Source organism: Pseudomonas sp. RC10, assembly GCF_038397775.1.
Taxonomy (GTDB): domain Bacteria; phylum Pseudomonadota; class Gammaproteobacteria; order Pseudomonadales; family Pseudomonadaceae; genus Aquipseudomonas; species Aquipseudomonas bambusae.
Genome location: NZ_CP151650.1, coordinates 530,063 through 547,820, shown reverse-complemented (window position 1 = coordinate 547,820; position 17,758 = coordinate 530,063). Strand labels below are relative to the sequence as shown.

General features: G+C 60.0%; 17 protein-coding genes and 1 riboswitch. Of the genes, 12 read left to right on the top strand and 5 right to left on the bottom strand.

Going from position 1 to position 17,758, the window contains the following annotated elements; genetic code table 11:
* The first annotated feature begins 43 nt into the window (after positions 1 to 43).
* Positions 44 to 460: a DUF1090 domain-containing protein gene (locus tag AAEO81_RS02475; RefSeq protein ID WP_341961418.1), complete on the top strand. Its 417-nt coding sequence runs from the start codon at positions 44 to 46 to the stop codon at positions 458 to 460.
* Between the two features lie 91 nt (positions 461 to 551).
* Here AAEO81_RS02475 and AAEO81_RS02470 read toward each other — a convergent pair whose 3' ends face one another.
* The 3 genes from AAEO81_RS02470 to AAEO81_RS02460 all read right to left on the bottom strand — a co-directional run bounded on the left by AAEO81_RS02470 (position 552) and on the right by AAEO81_RS02460 (position 2,352).
* Entirely contained in the window at positions 552 to 1,043 is a 492-nt protein-coding gene (locus AAEO81_RS02470; protein ID WP_341961417.1) for a cytochrome c, read from the bottom strand.
* Between the two features lie 69 nt (positions 1,044 to 1,112).
* Entirely contained in the window at positions 1,113 to 1,499 is a 387-nt protein-coding gene (locus AAEO81_RS02465; RefSeq protein ID WP_166595711.1) for an MAPEG family protein, read from the bottom strand.
* Positions 1,500 to 1,512: 13 nt separating this feature from the next.
* The gene (locus tag AAEO81_RS02460; RefSeq protein WP_166595712.1) at positions 1,513 to 2,352 is read right to left on the bottom strand and encodes a DMT family transporter; all 840 of its coding nucleotides are present in this window, start codon (positions 2,350 to 2,352) and stop codon (positions 1,513 to 1,515) included.
* A gap of 226 nt (positions 2,353 to 2,578) precedes the next feature.
* Between AAEO81_RS02460 and AAEO81_RS02455 the strand changes: the two genes are divergently transcribed.
* Positions 2,579 to 3,397 carry a DeoR/GlpR family DNA-binding transcription regulator gene (locus AAEO81_RS02455; RefSeq protein ID WP_341961416.1) on the top strand — a complete coding sequence of 273 codons (819 nt, stop codon included), beginning with the start codon at positions 2,579 to 2,581 and terminating at the stop codon, positions 3,395 to 3,397.
* 150 nt (positions 3,398 to 3,547) lie between these two features.
* On the opposite strand, the gene AAEO81_RS02450 is transcribed toward AAEO81_RS02455, so the two are convergent.
* Positions 3,548 to 4,123 (bottom strand): hypothetical protein, encoded by a 576-nt coding sequence (locus tag AAEO81_RS02450; RefSeq protein ID WP_341961415.1) that lies wholly within the window; start codon positions 4,121 to 4,123, stop codon positions 3,548 to 3,550.
* Positions 4,124 to 4,798: 675 nt separating this feature from the next.
* Between AAEO81_RS02450 and ltnD the strand changes: the two genes are divergently transcribed.
* The 5 genes from ltnD to otnI all read left to right on the top strand — a co-directional run bounded on the left by ltnD (position 4,799) and on the right by otnI (position 10,062).
* Complete coding sequence (gene ltnD / locus AAEO81_RS02445) at positions 4,799 to 5,704, top strand: L-threonate dehydrogenase (RefSeq protein WP_341961413.1); 906 nt, start codon at positions 4,799 to 4,801, stop codon at positions 5,702 to 5,704.
* Positions 5,705 to 5,714: 10 nt separating this feature from the next.
* Positions 5,715 to 7,007 carry a 3-oxo-tetronate kinase gene (otnK, locus tag AAEO81_RS02440; protein ID WP_341961412.1) on the top strand — a complete coding sequence of 431 codons (1,293 nt, stop codon included), beginning with the start codon at positions 5,715 to 5,717 and terminating at the stop codon, positions 7,005 to 7,007.
* 8 nt (positions 7,008 to 7,015) lie between these two features.
* Positions 7,016 to 7,654 (top strand): aldolase, encoded by a 639-nt coding sequence (locus AAEO81_RS02435; protein WP_341964446.1) that lies wholly within the window; start codon positions 7,016 to 7,018, stop codon positions 7,652 to 7,654.
* Positions 7,655 to 7,744: 90 nt separating this feature from the next.
* Complete coding sequence (locus tag AAEO81_RS02430; protein ID WP_341961411.1) at positions 7,745 to 9,202, top strand: SLC13 family permease; 1,458 nt, start codon at positions 7,745 to 7,747, stop codon at positions 9,200 to 9,202.
* Between the two features lie 68 nt (positions 9,203 to 9,270).
* Complete coding sequence (gene otnI, locus AAEO81_RS02425) at positions 9,271 to 10,062, top strand: 2-oxo-tetronate isomerase (protein ID WP_341961410.1); 792 nt, start codon at positions 9,271 to 9,273, stop codon at positions 10,060 to 10,062.
* A 283-nt stretch (positions 10,063 to 10,345) separates the two neighbouring features.
* On the opposite strand, the gene AAEO81_RS02420 is transcribed toward otnI, so the two are convergent.
* On the bottom strand, positions 10,346 to 10,750 hold the full coding sequence (locus AAEO81_RS02420; RefSeq protein ID WP_074752526.1) for a hotdog domain-containing protein: 405 nt from the start codon (positions 10,748 to 10,750) through the stop codon (positions 10,346 to 10,348).
* Positions 10,751 to 10,940: 190 nt separating this feature from the next.
* A riboswitch (S-adenosyl-L-homocysteine riboswitch) is annotated at positions 10,941 to 11,049 on the top strand.
* 20 nt (positions 11,050 to 11,069) lie between these two features.
* Between AAEO81_RS02420 and ahcY the strand changes: the two genes are divergently transcribed.
* From ahcY to AAEO81_RS02395, 5 genes are all read left to right on the top strand, one after another.
* Complete coding sequence (gene ahcY, locus AAEO81_RS02415) at positions 11,070 to 12,479, top strand: adenosylhomocysteinase (protein ID WP_341961407.1); 1,410 nt, start codon at positions 11,070 to 11,072, stop codon at positions 12,477 to 12,479.
* Between the two features lie 187 nt (positions 12,480 to 12,666).
* Entirely contained in the window at positions 12,667 to 13,512 is an 846-nt protein-coding gene (gene metF, locus AAEO81_RS02410; protein WP_341961405.1) for a methylenetetrahydrofolate reductase [NAD(P)H], read from the top strand.
* A gap of 106 nt (positions 13,513 to 13,618) precedes the next feature.
* Entirely contained in the window at positions 13,619 to 14,701 is a 1,083-nt protein-coding gene (locus AAEO81_RS02405) for a hypothetical protein (protein WP_341961404.1), read from the top strand.
* A gap of 83 nt (positions 14,702 to 14,784) precedes the next feature.
* Positions 14,785 to 15,609 carry a transporter substrate-binding domain-containing protein gene (locus tag AAEO81_RS02400; RefSeq protein ID WP_341961403.1) on the top strand — a complete coding sequence of 275 codons (825 nt, stop codon included), beginning with the start codon at positions 14,785 to 14,787 and terminating at the stop codon, positions 15,607 to 15,609.
* Between the two features lie 217 nt (positions 15,610 to 15,826).
* Positions 15,827 to 17,746 (top strand): DEAD/DEAH box helicase, encoded by a 1,920-nt coding sequence (locus tag AAEO81_RS02395; RefSeq protein WP_341961402.1) that lies wholly within the window; start codon positions 15,827 to 15,829, stop codon positions 17,744 to 17,746.
* Positions 17,747 to 17,758: the final 12 nt, after the last annotated feature.

Below are 17,758 nucleotides of genomic sequence, written 5' to 3'. Positions count from 1 at the left end.
TCAGCCGTGTCGACTGGCCGGGTCTTTATTTTGAGGATTCGTCATGAAGTTTCAGTCATCTCTTATTGCGTTCGCGGCATGCGGTCTGTTGGCCGCGCCTGTGTTCGCCGCAGAACAGGCACCCGCGCTGACCGGCTGCGCCGCCAAGCGCCAAGACATCAACACCCAGCTCGAACAGGCCAAGGCCGCAGGCAACAGCAACCAACAGGCCGGGCTTGAAAAAGCCTTGAGTGAAGTCACCGCCAACTGCACCGACGCAGGCTTGCTCAAGGAACAAGAAAAGAAAGTGCTCGACGCCAAGCGCGAAGTCGGCACCCGCCAGGCCGATCTCGACAAGGCCATGAAAAAAGGCGACCCCGACAAGATCAACAAGCGCAAGGACAAGCTCGCCGAGTCACGCAAAGAGTTGCAAGACGAGCAGCAGAAGCTGGAGCAATTGCAGCCGGATGAAGACGACTAGAAGCAGCCACGAGCTTTAAGCGACAAGCTGCCAGAGTCGGCGCGGCGCAATATCTGCTTGCCGCTTAAAGCTCGACACTCCCAGCTGCTCTTCAATGGTTGCGAAACTCTTTATGACAGGCATCGCACGCGTCCTCGACGTTGTTCATCGGCGGGATCATGTTCGCGGGGGTCAGTTGAAGGGTTTGGGTGGCAATCACCAACTCCCCGGTCCGGGCCTCCAGCGCCCGGGCAAGCTCTTGAAAACGCGCCTGGCGTTCCCAGACCGCATCTTTCGCACTGGTGTGCTCGGACTCTTTCACTGCCGGAAAATGCTTCCACGGCTCGTGCGCCAAGGCATCGAGCTTCAGCGCGCCTTCGGCGAATTTAGGTCCATCGAACGGCAAGCGGCCACGTAACATTCCGCCAGTGTCTTCGCTGGTCTTGAGCATCTGCTTGAAAATCGCCTTGCGTTGCGACAGGGGCGAATTCGGATCTTCCCCGCTACACGCGCTGAGCATCACACCCACCATCAGCATCAGGCCAACGGCTTTCAGGGTAGGGGGTACACGCGGTTTTTCCACGGCAACGCTCTTCGATTTCATGGCGGCTCTGGGCTGAAAAATGGCGTCCAGTATCTGCGTCCGCCATGAAAAATCCAAGATGGGTGTCCGTCAAACGGAAACCCCGAACAGCGCGACCACCAAAGCCAAGCCAATGAACCACGCCAGCGAACGCAGGGCCGCGAGATCAGCGAGGTAAAAAATGATGTACAGCAGACGGCTGGTAACGAAGAGCACCGCGAGCACATCAATGGTCACCAACTGGGCGACACCGGCGACGTGGGCAATAAGGACCCCTGCGGCGAACCCTGGAATCGCTTCGAAGCTGTTCTGCTGTGCGGCGTGGGCACGGCGCGGCAGGCCTTCGAGATTGTCGAGAAAGTCCCTCGGATTGTGGTTTTGCCGGGCGCCGAATTTTCCGCCACTGAACTTGGCAATGGACGTACACACCAGCGGCAGCAAAATCACGATCAACACGCACCAGAAGGCAACGGTCATGAACATCTTCCTTTTAAAATTTGAGCTTCATCAGAAGCATTCCAAGCAGCACCAACCCACAGGCTAAGAGCCGTGGCCGGCCAAAAGGTTCTTTCAGATAGCGCATGCCGAACAGCACCACCAACACTACGCTGACTTCGCGCAAGGCGGCGGCCTCAGCGACCGAGCCCAGCTGCATCGCCCACAACACCAGTGCATAGCTGGCCAATACGCAAAAGCCGACGCTCAGGCCGAGTTTCCATTGCTCGCGCCAGAACAGCATGAAGGCCGGACGCTTGTTGACCACCGCCAGCAACGGGAAGGGCCACGCGCTGATGAACGTCAGCCACACCAGATAATCCAGCGGCGCGACACCCCGCTTGAGCGCCTGACCATCGATCCACGTGTAAAAGCCGATGCACAGCCCGATCAGCCCTACCACCGGCAGCATCGACCATGGCAAACGGTCGCCCCCTCCGCCCTGCCACAGCAGGCAGGCCATGCCGCACGGGATCAACAGAATCCCGAGAATCTGCTGAGTGCTCAGATGCTCTCCCGCGAAGATCAGGGTCAGCGCCAGTACCACCAAAGGCGACAATCCGCGCATCAGGGGATACACCAGTCCAAGGTCGCCGACCCGATAGGCTTTGATCAGCAGCGCGCGATACAGCAGCTCGAACAACGCCGACGCCACCAGCCACGGCCAGATGTGCAGCGGAGGCGGCGACACGAAACCCAATGCGATCAGGGACAGACCGAACGCGACCACGTCCATGCTGGCGATGACCAGCAGGCGCTCGCCGCTGAATTTGATGAGGGTGTTCCAAGTGGCATGCAGCACCGCTGCGAGCAGGACCAGCATTGTCGCGAGCACGTGTACTCCTTATCCGCCCTGGCGAAAGCGCCGAGCGATTTTTCTTCCGGGCAACGCAGTCATCGATAGCCGCCAAAGCCCCGTGGCTGTTGAGGATAAGGGATTTCTCATGACAGAAGACATCCGCCTCATTTGGGGGTGCCTGTGTTTCTCGCTGCTGCCACAACCCGAACGATTGGCTAAGATGCCTGCCACCGTCGCGGTAAGCCGATCCTCAGGAGCCTGAATGTCCAGCGAAGAAGACACCACCGTCAGTGGTGCAGCGCCCATGATTCCCGACCAGCGCAGGGAGTTGATGCTGCGTCAGCTACGTAAGCACCAAGTGCTGAGCGTGCATCAACTGATGGAGATGTTCGACTGCTCGCACATGACTATCCGCCGAGACATCGCCCTGCTGGAGCAGAGTGGGCGAGCGTATTCAGTGACGGGCGGCGTGCGCATCGCCAGTCAGGTGCACAGCGAACCGAGTCATCAATCGAAAGCCGTGGTCGAGCTGCCGCACAAACAGGCGATGGCGAAACTTGCGTCCGGATTGCTGCACCCGGAAATGACGGTTTACCTGGACGCAGGCACTAGCACGCTGGAAATCGTGCCGTACATCGTCGCGCTGTCAGGCATGACCGTGGTCACCAACGACTTCGGCGTGGTGAATGCATTGGCCGACGCGACCCACGTGGCAGTGATTCACACCGGCGGCCAACTCGACCACCCAAACCGTTCCTGCGTCGGGGGTTTAGCGGCTGCCACCTTGCGCCAATTGGCGACGGACGTAGCCTTCATGTCCACCAGCTCCTGGGATTTGCAACGGGGCACCACCACCCCCTCGGCTTTGAAAGTCGAAGTCAAACAGGCAGCGATGCAAGCGGCCTCACGAAGTGTGCTGCTGACCACCAGCTCGAAATACGGCACGTTCGGCATGTACAAGGTCGCGGGGCTTGAGCAGTTCGACGCGATCATCAGCGATGACGGGTTGGCGCAGGCAGCGGCTGACAGCATTCGGGCGCAGGGGGTGGAGTTGATGCTGGCGTCGGTGGAGAAGCGCTGAATTTTCAGGCCCGACGGACGCGGTGTACCAGTCACTTGCTAAGCGTCTGGCACGCCGCATTTCGGATGCCTGAATCCAGGTTTCCAGTGGCTCTACCCAATTAACGATCACACCATCGTCGGGCAAATTTATCTGCCCTGTGCTTACGCGCTAAATACTTTTCTTATTCTCACTACCATCGACGTATACACTCTCTCTTACCGTTTTAGTGGGACGAATGTCCTGCCCCTCCGATTCGGTATTAGTAAAGTTGGATTTAGAACTGGCAGGGCCTGTTTGACTACCCGTCAATGCTGCGTTTCTAGCGCTTACCGATTCATCAGGTTTGTTGGCAATGCCAATGTCCACGGGATCCGCGACCACGCCCAAATCACAGGTCACTTCAGGGCTCTCTACAAATTGACCGCTGAGCCCCTCATTTACCGCCACATAGAACTCCACCTTTTCGTTAAAGGCTCTTTTTCCTTCGCCCTCAACTGTCAACGTCTTATCAGACACTGCTGTTTTCCCGAGGTCGAAATCCAAATGCTCATATTTTCCAGAAACGCCACCGTGGCCGATCCGTACGGTGTTGGCAAAGGTTTCTCTTGTTCTGTCGAACGGGCAACTGACCTTGAGCGTGCCAGAAAACTTATAGCCAGTGCTACCCACCGCCTCGACAGCAAATGAAATATAAGCTTTAGATCCAAAAGACGTTTTATCCAGTTTCAATTCGATCGCAGGCATGGCGATAACCTCCATATTGATTATGACTCCCGAGATGTTCGGCCAGCCATACATTCACTATCAACCCAGCCTATGAAAGATCAAGTCTGCAGGCGTTAAATATAGAAAATATGGACGGACGGCTTCCTAAAAACCTCCTCGATAAGCATCCGCAATAAACCATTAAAACCATATGGCCATTTACTTAAAGCTACCGAAATTAACCACACGACTTACATCGCGAACAGCAATATATAAACCACTTAACCTATTTACGTACCCGTTGAGATACTGAACGACAGATGGAAACCTGTGTGCGCCAGGGAAATGCCTTCGGCGTCGTCGGAGAAAAGATGATGTTCGGCGGGCACGAAATTTTGTGGGAGACGCCGGAGGTTACGACGGCAGCGAATTCGATGTCACAGACCACATTTCTGTGTCTGACCGACCGCCTGTGCGGCCGTCCTGACCTCCGAAGCCTCCTACAATGAATGCGCGGTGTTCCCAGCTTGATCGACGCCCGGTCCCTAAACCGGGGCTTTTTTGTGCCTGATCAAAAAACAAGCAATGTTAAGATTTGTTAAATCAAAAATCACTTCACATTATCCGCTCACGGGTTCACTATCTTTAACAGATCAGAACAAACACCGTTCGAGTGCCTGACGCAACGATGGCGCTCAACCCGAGGAGAGCTTCATGAATAACAAGAATGTCGGCGTCGTTGGACTGGGTGCGATGGGTCTGGGCATCGCCCGCTCCCTGCTGCGCAGCGGTTTCAATGTTCATGCCTGCGACGTCCGCGCTGCCGTGACGGAGCAATTCGCCAGCGAAGGCGGCGTTGCCTGTGATTCTCCTGCTGCCATGGCCGCGCTCTGCGATGTGATCGTGACCGTTGTGGTCAACGCCGAGCAGACCGAAACCGTGCTGTTCGGTGAGAACGGCGCCGTGGCTGCGCTGAAGCCCGGCCGCCTGGTCATCGGTTGCGCCACTGTCGCCCCGACCTTCGCCATCGAGCTGGGCCAGCGCCTGACCGAAAAAGGTCTGCTGTACCTCGATGCGCCGATCTCGGGCGGCGCTGCCAAGGCCGCTGCCGGTCAGATGACCATGATGACCAGCGGCCCCGCCGACTCCTACGCCAAAGCCGACGCTATCCTCAACGGCATGGCGGGCAAGGTCTATCGCCTGGGCGACGTTCACGGCCTGGGTTCGAAAGTCAAAATCATCAATCAGCTGCTGGCGGGCGTGCACATCGCCGCGAGCGCCGAAGCCATGGCGCTTGGCCTGCGCGAAGGTGTCGACGCTGATGCGCTGTACGAAGTGATCACTAACAGCGCCGGTAACTCGTGGATGTTCGAGAACCGCGTGCCGCACATCCTCAAGGCTGATTACACGCCACTATCGGCCGTGGATATTTTCGTCAAGGACCTGGGCCTCGTGCTGGATACCGCCCGCGCCAGCAAATTCCCGCTGCCGCTGTCGTCCACCGCGCACCAGATGTTCATGCAGGCCTCGACCGCAGGCTTTGGCCGCGAAGACGATTCCGCCGTGATCAAAATCTTCCCGGGCATCACCCTGCCTGTCGCCAAAGCCGCCAACGACTGAGGAATCGCCCATGAGCACTACCACTCCGCGCCCTCTGCTGGGCTGCATTGCCGACGACTTCACCGGCGCCACTGACCTTGCAAACATGCTGGTTCGCGGCGGCATGCGCACCGTGCAAAGCATCGGCATTCCAAGCGCCGACAGCCTGGCTGAACTGGACGCCGACGCCATCGTCATCGCGTTGAAATCTCGCACCACACCCGCTGCCGAAGCTGTCGAGGAATCCCTCGGAGCACTGCAATGGCTGCGTGATCGCGGTTGCGAGCAGATTTTCTTCAAGTACTGCTCCACCTTCGATTCGACCGCAAAAGGCAACATCGGCCAGGTCAGCGAAGCGTTGCTCAAGGCACTGGACAGCGACTTCACCCTCGCTTGCCCGGCGTTCCCGGAAAACGGCCGCACGATCTTCCGCGGTCATCTGTTTGTGCAGGATCAACTGCTCAATGAATGCGGGATGCAGAATCACCCGCTGACGCCGATGACCGACGCCAACCTGGTGCGCGTGCTGCAGTCGCAGACCGAGAAAAAAGTCGGGCTACTGCGCTACGACAGCATCGCCAAGGGCGTGGAAGGCGTGCGGGCGCGCATCGCCGAGCTGCGTGCCGATGGCGTAACCATGGCGATTGCCGACGCGCTGTCTGATGCCGACCTGTACACCCTTGGCGAAGCCTGCGCCGACCTGCCGCTGCTTACGGGCGGTTCGGGTCTGGCGCTGGGCCTGCCGGGCAACTTCCGTAAGGCGGGCAAGTTGCGCGACATCGACGCGGCTCAGCTGGAGCAAGTCGAGGGCGGCGAAGTGGTCCTGGCCGGCAGCGCCTCTGTGGCCACCAACGGTCAGGTCGCGGCCTGGCTCGACGCCAAGCGCCCTGCCCTGCGCATTGACCCACTGGCGCTGGCCGACGGCAAACCGGTGGTTGAAGACGCCTTGGCATTCGCCCGTGATGCCGGTCAAACCGTTCTGATCTACGCCACCAGCAGCCCGGAAGAAGTCAAAGCCGTGCAGCAAAAACTCGGTGTCGAGCGCGCAGGCGCGATGGTTGAGGATGCACTGGGCAAGATCGCCAAAGGCCTGCTGGACGCGGGCGTGAAGCGCTTCGTCGTTGCAGGTGGCGAAACCTCGGGCGCGGTGGTTCAGGCCTTGGGCGTGAGCCTGCTGAAGATCGGCGCGCAGATCGATCCGGGCGTTCCGGCGACCATCAGCAGCGGCGATCAACCGCTGGCACTGGCGCTGAAATCCGGCAACTTCGGCGGCCGTGACTTCTTCGACAAAGCCCTGAAGCAGTTGGCAGGGGGTGCCCAATGAACAGCCAAGTGAGCGCAGAAAACAAACTGCGCGACGAAATCTGCGACATCGGTCGTCTGCTGTTCGGTCGCGGTTACACCGTGGGCAGCGCGGGCAACATCAGTGCGCGACTGGACGATGGCTGGCTGATCACCCCGACCGACGCCTGCCTGGGTCGCCTCGATCCGGCCACTATTGCCAAGGTCAATCTGGCCGGTGAATGGGTGTCGGGCGACAAGCCGTCCAAGACCCTGATGCTGCATCGCGAAGTCTATGACCGTAATCCGGGCGTCGGCGGCGTGGTGCACACCCACTCCACGCATCTGGTGGCCCTGACCCTCGCGGGTGTCTGGCAGCCGAACGACATCCTGCCACCGATCACGCCGTATCAGGTGATGAAGGTCGGGCACATTCCCTTGATTGCCTACGAGCGCCCCGGCTCGCCAAAAGTCGCCGAACAGGTGGCAAAACTGGCGAACAGCGTGCGCGGCGTGATGCTTGAGCGGCTGGGCCCGGTGGTCTGGGAAAGCTCGGTAGCCAAGGCGGCCTACGCCTTGGAAGAGCTGGAAGAGACCGCGCGTCTGTGGCTGATGAGCAACCCCAAACCCGAGCCGCTGGACGCAACGGCTCTGGAAGAACTGCGCCAGACCTTTGGCGTGACCTGGTAATCCACTCAGCGTTTTGATCGGAGACTGTCGCGGCGGTCTCCGGCGACCCGGTTATGCCGGAAACAATAACAACAGGGCACCACACATAACATGACCCCACTATTACTGATGATCATCGCCGGAGCCGGCATCGCGCTGTTGCTGCTTCTGGTACTCAAATACAAATTCCAGCCGTTCGTGGCCCTGATGCTGGTCAGCATCATCGTCGCGCTGGTCGCCGGGGTAAAACCGGCTGATCTGGTGGCGACCATCGAAGGCGGCATGGGCAAGACGCTCGGCCACATCGCGATCATCATTGCGTTGGGTGCCATGATCGGTCGGATCATCGAACTCTCGGGCGGCGCGGAAGCACTGGCCAAGTCGCTGATCAACCGTTTCGGCAACAAGCGCACGCCGCTGGCCTTGACGGTCGCGGGCTTCATGGTCGGCATTCCGGTGTTCTTCGAAGTGGGCGTGATTATCCTCATGCCGCTGGCCTATGGCGTCGCTCGCGCGGCCCGCAAGCCTCTGCTGATTTTCGCCCTGCCGATGTGTGCTGCGCTGCTGTCGGTGCACGCGTTTCTGCCGCCGCACCCGGGCGCCGTCGCGGCTGCCGGTCAATTGGGCGCGGACTTGGGCCGTGTGCTGATGTTCGGCATCCCGATCGTCGCGGTGCTGTGCCTGATCGGCTATGTGATTGCCGGTCGCATGACGCGCAAGACCTACCCGATGACCGACGACATTCGCAGTGAAGTCTACGGCCCGCACATCACCAACGAAGACCTGGTGGCGTGGGCGAACAACGACTATTCAACCAGCAAAGAAGCGACTCAGACCAAAGAACTGGGGCTGGAAGAAAGCGCCAGCAGCCTGGCCGCTCGCTTGCCAAAGGCGCCAGCACCGGGTGCGGGCCTCATCGTTGCTCTGATCCTGCTGCCCATCATCCTGATCCTGCTGGGCACGCTGGCCACCACCATGCTGCCTGCCGACTCCGGCCTGCGCAGCATCCTGACCGTGCTGGGTGCACCGTTGGTTGCGCTGCTGATCGACACCCTGCTGTGCGCCTGGGTGCTGGGTTCGCGCCGTGGCTGGAGCCGCAGTCAGGTCTCTGACGTGATCGGTTCGGCGCTGCCGGGCGTGGCGATGGTGATCCTGATCGCCGGTGCTGGTGGTGTGTTCGGTAAGGTACTGGTCGACACCGGTATCGGTGCGGTCGTTTCCGAAGCATTGCGCAGCACCGGCCTGCCAGTTCTGGCGCTGGGCTTCATCCTGACCCTGCTGTTGCGCGCCGTTCAAGGCTCGACCACAGTGGCGCTGGTCACCACCGCTGGCATTCTCAGCCCGCTGATCGCGACCCTGAACCTGAGCGCCAACCACATGGCCCTGCTGTGTCTGGCCATGGGCGGTGGCGGCCTGGCCATGTCGCACATCAACGACGCCGGTTACTGGATGTTCACTAAACTGGCTGGCCTCAACGTCGGTGACGGCCTGCGCACCTGGACCTTTTTGGTGACCGTTCTAGGGACTCTCGGCTTCCTGATGACGCTGCTGCTCTGGCCCTTCGTATAACCCGGCCTGTCTGGAAGCTGCTGCGCTCGCGGCGCTTCCAGACAGATTGGCATTTTTTGGAGATTGCTATGCCTCGCTTCGCTGCCAACCTCAGCATGCTGTATCCGCAACACGACTTTCTGGCCCGCTTTGGCGCTGCGGCGACTGACGGCTTCAAAGGCGTGGAGTACCTGTTCCCGTACGACTTCAGTGCAGCCGAAATCAAACTGCGCCTGGAAGACTTCGGCCTGACCCAAGCGTTGTTCAACGCGCCACCGGGTGACTGGGCCAAGGGCGAACGCGGGATTGCATCGCTGCCGGGTCGGCAGAGCGAGTTTCGCAGCGGCTTTCAGAAAGCGCTCGAATACGCGGCGGTACTGGGCAATGACCGGATTCACGTGATGGCGGGCTTGCTCCCGAGTGAAGACCTGCGCCAGAAACACCACGCCGTGTACCTGGAGAACCTGGCCCACGCGGCAGAAGAAGCGGCCAAAGTCGGCATTACGGTGCTGATCGAACCGATCAACACCCGTGACATGCCGGGTTTCTTCCTCAATCGTCAGGATCAGGGTCAGGCGGTGTGCAAGGAAGTCGGCGCGGACAACCTGAAAGTGCAGTTCGATTTTTACCACTGCCAGATCGTCGAAGGTGACGTGACCAGCAAACTGTGCCGCGACTTTGCAGGCGTCGGCCACATCCAGATCGCGGGTGTTCCCGATCGTCACGAGCCGAGCATGGGCGAAGTGAATTATCCGTGGCTGTTCGAAGAGATCGACCGCCTGGGTTACACCGGCTGGGTCGGCTGCGAATACCGCCCGCGTGGTGACACCAGCGAAGGGTTGCAGTGGTTGCGGGATTGGAAGGCCAGTAATCCGGAGTGATGCTCTCTGCTGCCAGATCGTGCTTGAGGACGGCGACCGGCCCGGAAACGCGAGCGCCTGTGATTTCTCCAGGAGCGAATTCATTCGCGAAAGATTGGCCCGGCGACGGAGATGTATCGTCTGAACGGCCCTCTCGCGAATGAATTCGCTCCTACAGGTGTCGTGTCGGTCTCACCCTCTCGGCATGACGCCATTTCTGTGGGAGACGCCGGAGGTTACGACGGCAGCGAATGCGATCTGTCTGTCACCCCCGGCTCCCATGGCTTTCAGCCAAAAGCGGCGATCACTCGTTGATCACTTCATCCTTGAACTGGTCTTTCACGTACGTGATCTCGGTCTTGCCGTGCGGCGCTGGCAGGCCGTCTTCCCCCAGGTTCACGAACACCATCTTCTCGACCGTCAGGATGCTTTTGCGGGTGATCTTGTTGCGCACTTGGCAGGTCAGGGTGATCGACGTCCGGCCAAACTCGGTGGCCGTGATGCCCAGTTCAATGATGTCGCCCTGACGCGAGGCGCTGACGAAGTTGATTTCGGAAATGTACTTGGTCACCACACGCTGGTTGCCCAGTTGAACGATGGCGTAAATCGCCGCTTCTTCGTCGATCCAGCGCAGCAGACTGCCACCGAACAGCGTGCCGTTCGGGTTGAGGTCTTCGGGTTTTACCCATTTGCGAGTGTGGAAGTTCATGGGTGGCTCCAAGGCGTTTGGGAAATCGTGGCGTTTGTGCCCCCAAGCTTCAAGCTTCGAGCCACAAGCTGCAAGTAAAAGCAGATCCGCTTTCACTTGTCGCTTGCAGCTTGCAGCTTGCCGCCCAAGCCTTATAATCGGCACCGCTTCAAAAAACGGTCATCACCGCTTGATACCGTTTTCCCGCCACCTGTCCGAGGGGCGCTGCAGCAGGTCAGACCTGTCAGGCTCGGAGAGGGCGTTGTTTGGTCTGGCGTTCCGCCGATCAAGCCTTAAACGCACAACGGCGCCCATTCGCACCCTACGAATGGAGACTCTTATGAGCGCTGTACTGACGCCCAACGATTTCAACGACTACAAGGTCGCCGATATTTCCCTGGCTGCCTGGGGCCGTCGCGAAACCATCATCGCTGAATCCGAAATGCCTGCCCTGATGGGCCTGCGTCGCAAATACGCCGGTGAGCAACCGCTGAAAGGCGCGAAAATCCTCGGCTGCATCCACATGACTATTCAGACTGCCGTGCTGATCGAAACCCTGGTTGCCCTGGGTGCCGAAGTGCGCTGGTCGTCCTGCAACATTTTCTCGACTCAGGACCAGGCCGCTGCCGCCATCGCCGCTGCCGGCATCCCTGTTTTCGCCTGGAAAGGCGAGACCGAAGCCGAGTACGAGTGGTGCCTGGAGCAGACCATCCTCAAGGACGGTCAGCCATGGGACGCCAACATGATCCTCGACGACGGCGGCGACCTGACCGAGCTGCTGCACAAGAAATACCCGGCGATGCTGGAAAAAATCCACGGCGTCACCGAAGAAACCACCACCGGCGTTCACCGCCTGCTGGACATGCTGGCCAAGGGCGAACTGAAGATCCCTGCGATCAACGTCAACGACTCGGTCACCAAGAGCAAGAACGACAACAAATACGGCTGCCGTCACAGCCTGAACGACGCCATCAAGCGCGGCACCGACCACCTGCTGTCCGGCAAGCAAGCGCTGGTCATCGGCTACGGTGACGTGGGCAAGGGTTCGGCTCAGTCGCTGCGTCAGGAAGGCATGATCGTCAAGGTCACCGAAGTCGACCCAATCTGCGCCATGCAAGCCTGCATGGACGGTTTCGAACTGGTTTCGCCGTTCATCGACGGTGAAAACGACGGCACCGAAGCCAGCATCGACAAAGCGCTGCTGGGCAAGATCGACCTGATCGTGACCACCACCGGCAACGTCAACGTCTGCGACGCGAACATGCTGAAAGCGCTGAAAAAACGCGCCGTGGTCTGCAACATCGGTCACTTCGACAACGAAATCGACACCGCTTTCATGCGCAAAAACTGGGCATGGGAAGAAGTGAAGCCGCAAGTGCACAAGATCCACCGCACCGGCGCTGGCGAATTCGACGCGCAGAACGACGACTACCTGATCCTGCTGGCCGAAGGCCGTCTGGTGAACCTGGGCAACGCCACCGGTCACCCAAGCCGCATCATGGACGGTTCCTTCGCCAACCAGGTTCTGGCTCAGATCTTCCTGTACGGCCAGAAATACGCTGACCTGAGCCCTGCTCAGAAAGCCGAGCGCCTGACCGTTGAAGTGCTGCCGAAGAAGCTGGACGAAGAAGTCGCCCTGGAAATGGTACGTGGCTTCGGCGGCGTCGTGACCAAACTGACCAAGACTCAGGCCGACTACATCGGCGTGACTGTTGAAGGCCCGTTCAAGCCGCACGCATATCGTTACTGATACGCCTGCAGGACGGCATGCCCGTTGATTCGGGCACGCCACCCCTGCAAGAACGACCATTACCCCTGTAGGAGTGAGCTTGCTCGCGATAGCGTCAGATCTGAGAAGGATCATTGACTGACCCGACGCTATCGCGAGCAAGCTCACTCCTACAGGGTTTTGCGTAGGCTTTTCCCAGGATACGACCATGTCCCAAGACCGTCGCTACAGCTTCGAGTTCTTCCCCACGAAGACCGACGCTGGTCATGAAAAACTGCTTGCCACCGCTCGTACGCTGGCTGGCTATAACCCTGACTTCTTCTCCTGCACTTACGGTGCCGGTGGGTCCACGCGCGACCGCACGATCAACACCGTGCTGCAGCTGGAAAAAGAAGTGAACATTCCCGCCGCCCCGCATTTGTCGTGCGTCGGCGACAGCAAGGCCGATTTGCGTGGCCTGTTGACTCAGTACCAGGAGGCGGGCATCAGCCGTATCGTTGCCCTGCGCGGCGACCTGCCATCCGGCATGGGCATGGCCAGCGGCGAGCTGCGTCACGCCAACGATCTGGTGAGTTTCATCCGCGAAGAAACTGGCAGCCACTTCCACATCGAGGTCGCCGCTTACCCGGAAATGCACCCGCAAGCGCGCAACTTCGAAGACGATTTGAAGAACTTCGTGCGCAAGGCCAATGCCGGTGCCGACAGCGCCATCACCCAGTACTTCTTCAACGCCGACAGCTATTTCTACTTCGTCGAGCGCGTGCAGAAGATGGGCGTGAGCATTCCGGTGGTGCCAGGGATCATGCCGATCACCAACTACAGCAAACTGGCGCGTTTTTCCGACGCGTGCGGTGCTGAAATCCCACGCTGGATTCGCAAGCAACTCGAAGCCTACGGCGACGACTCGGCGAGCATTCAGGCCTTCGGCGAACAGGTCATCACTGAGATGTGTGACCGCTTGTTGCAAGGCGGAGCCCCGGGTTTGCACTTCTACACGCTGAATCAGGCCGAACCGAGCCTCGCCATCTGGAATAACCTGCAACTGCCCCGCTAAATCGTCGGAATCCCATCGGGATGCTCCGGTCACATTAAGGCAATGTTTTTCCAGCAGGCTTCGTCACGACGAGGCTTGCTGTAGCCTTGATTAAGACGGACATCCAGTGACTGCATTCAGACCCATTCTTGCGCGCCCCCAGCTTGTCTACCTGGTTTTCGGCGCCGACACCTACCATCAGGAAGCCGTGTTCAGCATCGCGAGCGCTTTGGCGCAGGCGGGCGACGGGCGCTCATTCGACATCCAGGTGTTCACCGACAATCCTTCGCCCTATCGCCCATTGCCGGTCCGTGTCCGGGCACTCGACGCCGATCAACGTCGCGAATGGAGCGGTCCTCATCAATACGCTTTCCGCTGCAAGCATGTCGTCGCCCGCAAGGTGCTGCAGGAGTCGGAAAAAGTCGTGCTGATCGACACTGACACGTTCTTCCAGGACAGCCCCATGAAGCTGTTCGAAAGAGTCCAGCCCGACACACTCCTTTGCAATGCCTTCCAGTTGCGCTACGACGACTGCAAGGAAACCGTGCTCTACACCGCGCTGGCCGAAACGCTGGCGCAGCGGGATCTGGCTGACGGTCATATGCGCCTGGTGAACTCAGGTGTGATCGGACTGACCCACGCCAACGTCGCGATACTCGACCGGTCCATCGCGCTGATGGACGAGTTCTACCCCATCACGCCGGGCGCCGTGACGCTGGAGGAGTTCTGCCTGGGAGTGGCCGCGTACCGAACGCTGAAAACCGATCAGTGCACCGACGTGATTCATCATTACTGGAGTCGCAAGCAAGTGTTCCGCGCCAAGGTTCGCGCCTGGCTGCGCAAACACGAAGAGGCGCCCTTGAGTCATGAAGCATTGGCCGATACGCGCAACGTGTCTGCCCGTCTTCCTCGCCCCAGCACATGGCAGCGCTTGCTGTACAAAGGCGCGACACTGGCCGTTCCCAAGGCCCAGCGCCAGTTCATCCGTGAACTGCTCTATGGCTGCTGCGAACACGCTAACGAATTCGACCGGGCCTGCTCGGCGGTCTGGTGGGAGAAGGCGTTTCACAACGCTGAAAAACGCCATAAAGGCTCGATTGCCCCATCACAGCTGAATCAATGGCTGGAGCACTGGGCGGTGAAACGGTTACTCGGACTCAGGCGCGTCGCGATATATCGGCACCTGGTTCAAGCCCGATCGACGCGCTGAGTATTGAGGTAGAGCGCTCGGGTTTTGCCGCCTCGCAAGTGCCGCCTCTTCTATTTGCGGGTCGAGCGTCGTAATCTCCTGCCATGCCTCTAGCCTTCCGCCTATTGTTCGCTGCCCTCCTCGCCTGCCTGAGTTTCAGCGCAATGGGTGAGAAGATTCGCATCGTCACCGAGCCGTGGGCCCCCTATGTGATGGTGGAAAACGGGAAGGCGTCTGGTCTGGACTACGACACTACGGCCATCGTCTTTCAACGACTGGGGATCGACGTGCAGTGGCAGTTCCTGCCCTGGAAGCGCTGTCTGATGATGCTCCAGCAAGGCGAAGCCGATGGCGCGCTGGATATCTTCAGGGCCAGCGAGCGCGACGATTTGCTGCTCTACCCCAGCGAGCCGATGTCCGACGTCAACTGGGTGCTGTTTCAAGCCAACGCCCGCCCGCACCCTTTTAACAGCCTCGACGACCTCAAGGGACTGACGGTGGGCGTTTCGCCGGGCTACCTGTATTCGCCTGAATTCGACAGCTCGACGACCTTTATCCGCGAGCCCGCCCCCAGTCACGAAGCGAACTTCGGCAAGCTGATTCGGGGACGCATCGACCTGCTGGTGACCGATCGCAGACTGGGCCAGCAGATGCTCGACCAACTCAAGCTCCGGGATCAGGTCAGCCAATTGCCCACTGTATTGAGCACGCGAGAGCAATTTCTTGCAGTACGCCGTAACGCAGGCATGGATTTGCTGGTACAACGTTTCGGTGCCGAGTTGAAACGCTTCAAGCGCGAGCCGGCGTATGCGCAATTGGTGGCGCACTACACCGGGGAAACGTTGCAGACGTCACAGCATTCTCCGACAGTTTCGTCAGCGATCAGCGTAGAAAAAACCGTTGAGCAGCATGAACGCAGCGCGTTGTGATTGCTCTGTTATACTCCGGCCTTCCCGCCAGGCTTATCGCCCGGATGCTCGGTCTCACAGAAGACTTCTCGATCACGTCAGCAGCGCATTCTCTTTCTCGCGCTCATGCCACGAGTTGAACTTACAGACCCCGGGATCGCGCCATTTGAATGCCAATTCGCGCCGCGCAGCTCATTCCTATTCGGGCCACAGGCCCCAACTTAAGACAGGATTACTCATGTCCTTTGCTTCCCTCGGTCTCTCCGAGGCTTTAGTCAGCGCCATCGAGGCTGCTGGCTATACCCAGCCTACTCCGGTGCAACAGCGGGCCATTCCCGCCGTGTTGCAAGGCCGCGATCTGATGGTCGCCGCTCAGACAGGTACTGGTAAAACCGGCGGTTTCGCCCTCCCGATTCTGGAGCGCCTCTTCCCCGCCGGCCACCCGGACAAATCCCAGCGTCACGGCCCGCGCCAACCACGCGTACTGGTCCTGACCCCAACCCGTGAACTCGCGGCCCAAGTTCACGACAGCTTCAAGATCTACGCCAAGAACCTCAAGTTCGTCAGCGCCTGCATCTTCGGCGGCGTCGGCATGAACCCGCAGGTTCAGGCGATGGCCCGTGGCGTTGATGTCCTCGTCGCCTGCCCGGGTCGCCTGCTGGACCTGGCTGGCCAAGGCAGCGTCGATCTGTCCCACGTCGAAATCCTCGTGCTGGACGAAGCCGACCGCATGCTCGACATGGGCTTCGTTCACGATGTGAAGAAAGTCCTCGCCCGCTTGCCTGCAAAACGCCAGAACCTGCTGTTCTCGGCTACCTTCTCGGCCGACATCACCGCCCTGGCCGGCAAGCTGCTGCATAACCCGGAACGCATCGAAGTCACGCCGCCGAACACTACGGTCGAGCGTATCGAACAACGCGTTTTCCGCCTGCCCGCCAACCATAAGCGTTCGCTGCTGGCGCACCTGATCACTCAGGGTGCGTGGGAACAGGTACTGGTGTTCACCCGTACCAAGCACGGCGCCAACCGTCTGGCCGAGTACCTGGACAAACACGGCTTGAGCGCTGTGGCGATTCACGGCAACAAGAGCCAGAACGCCCGCACCAAAGCGCTGGCCGATTTCAAGGCCGGCACCGTGCGCATCATGGTTGCCACTGACATCGCGGCACGGGGTCTGGACATCGACCAACTGCCTCACGTGGTCAACTTCGAACTGCCGAACGTCGACGAAGACTACGTGCACCGCATTGGCCGTACCGGTCGTGCAGGCCGTACCGGTGAGGCGATCTCTCTCGTGGCGCCGGACGAAGAGAAGCTGCTGAAAAGCATCGAGCGCATGACCAAGCAGAAGATCGCCGACGGTGATCTGATGGGCTTCGACATCAACGCCGTCGAGGCCGAGAAGCCAGAAGTTCGCGAGCGTCCGGACGTGCGCAACCCGCGCAACGCTCGTGGCCCGCGTGGCGACGGTCCGAACGGCGGCGGTGGTGGTGGCGGTCGCAAGGACAAAGGCAAAGACAAGGGCAAGGAAAAACCGGCAGCCGCCGCAGCCTCGGGCGAACGCCCGGCGCGTCCAGCCCGTCAGCAAAAGCCTCGTCAGGGCACGCCGTCCAACGAGGCGCGTTCGGCACAACAGCCACCAGCCCCTCGTGCGGACCGCGCACCGGATGAGTTTCTGGATGACGAAGTCGACAACTTCGGCAACCGCGCTGACTACGTGAGCCCTTATCAAGGCAAGAACCAGCAGGGCCGTAACCGTCGTCCTGGTGCCCCGGCCACTGGCGCAGCTCCGGCAGCGCGTGGTCAGGCACCGGGCCGTAGCGGCCCTCGCAGTGGTTCCGGTGGCGGCGCCAGCACAGGTGCCGCCGCAGGTGCAGGCGCGCCTGCCAAGCGCAGTGGCCCGCGCAACGGTTCCGGTCGTGATGGCCAGGCCCGTCGCGAAGACCAACCACGCAACCGTCGTCCGGCTCGCGACGATCAACAGCCTGCTCGTCAGGAGCCGGCCGTTCGTGGTCCTCGTGACGGCCAGCCCGGCCCGAAGATCATGCACAAAGAGTCCAAGAGCGACCGTTTCCCGTCCGCCGAGCTGCTCGACCAGTTGCCGAGCCGCCCACGGGGTGAGAAACCCGCCCTGCTGACCCGCAACCGCGAAGGTTAAGCACAGGCTGTA

Excerpts from the sequence above, each read along its gene's own strand:
- ltnD (WP_341961413.1), top strand. The coding sequence starts at position 4,799 with ATGAATAACAAGAATGTCGGCGTCGTTGGACTGGGTGCGATGGGTCTG.
- metF (WP_341961405.1), top strand. The coding sequence starts at position 12,667 with ATGTCCCAAGACCGTCGCTACAGCTTCGAGTTCTTCCCCACGAAGACC.
- AAEO81_RS02400 (WP_341961403.1), top strand. The coding sequence starts at position 14,785 with ATGCCTCTAGCCTTCCGCCTATTGTTCGCTGCCCTCCTCGCCTGCCTG.
- AAEO81_RS02430 (WP_341961411.1), top strand. The coding sequence starts at position 7,745 with ATGACCCCACTATTACTGATGATCATCGCCGGAGCCGGCATCGCGCTG.
- ahcY (WP_341961407.1), top strand. The coding sequence starts at position 11,070 with ATGAGCGCTGTACTGACGCCCAACGATTTCAACGACTACAAGGTCGCC.
- AAEO81_RS02455 (WP_341961416.1), top strand. The coding sequence starts at position 2,579 with ATGTCCAGCGAAGAAGACACCACCGTCAGTGGTGCAGCGCCCATGATT.
- AAEO81_RS02395 (WP_341961402.1), top strand. The coding sequence starts at position 15,827 with ATGTCCTTTGCTTCCCTCGGTCTCTCCGAGGCTTTAGTCAGCGCCATC.
- otnI (WP_341961410.1), top strand. The coding sequence starts at position 9,271 with ATGCCTCGCTTCGCTGCCAACCTCAGCATGCTGTATCCGCAACACGAC.
- AAEO81_RS02450 (WP_341961415.1), bottom strand. The coding sequence starts at position 4,123 with ATGCCTGCGATCGAATTGAAACTGGATAAAACGTCTTTTGGATCTAAA.
- AAEO81_RS02420 (WP_074752526.1), bottom strand. The coding sequence starts at position 10,750 with ATGAACTTCCACACTCGCAAATGGGTAAAACCCGAAGACCTCAACCCG.
- otnK (WP_341961412.1), top strand. The coding sequence starts at position 5,715 with ATGAGCACTACCACTCCGCGCCCTCTGCTGGGCTGCATTGCCGACGAC.
- AAEO81_RS02465 (WP_166595711.1), bottom strand. The coding sequence starts at position 1,499 with ATGACCGTTGCCTTCTGGTGCGTGTTGATCGTGATTTTGCTGCCGCTG.
- AAEO81_RS02470 (WP_341961417.1), bottom strand. The coding sequence starts at position 1,043 with ATGAAATCGAAGAGCGTTGCCGTGGAAAAACCGCGTGTACCCCCTACC.
- AAEO81_RS02475 (WP_341961418.1), top strand. The coding sequence starts at position 44 with ATGAAGTTTCAGTCATCTCTTATTGCGTTCGCGGCATGCGGTCTGTTG.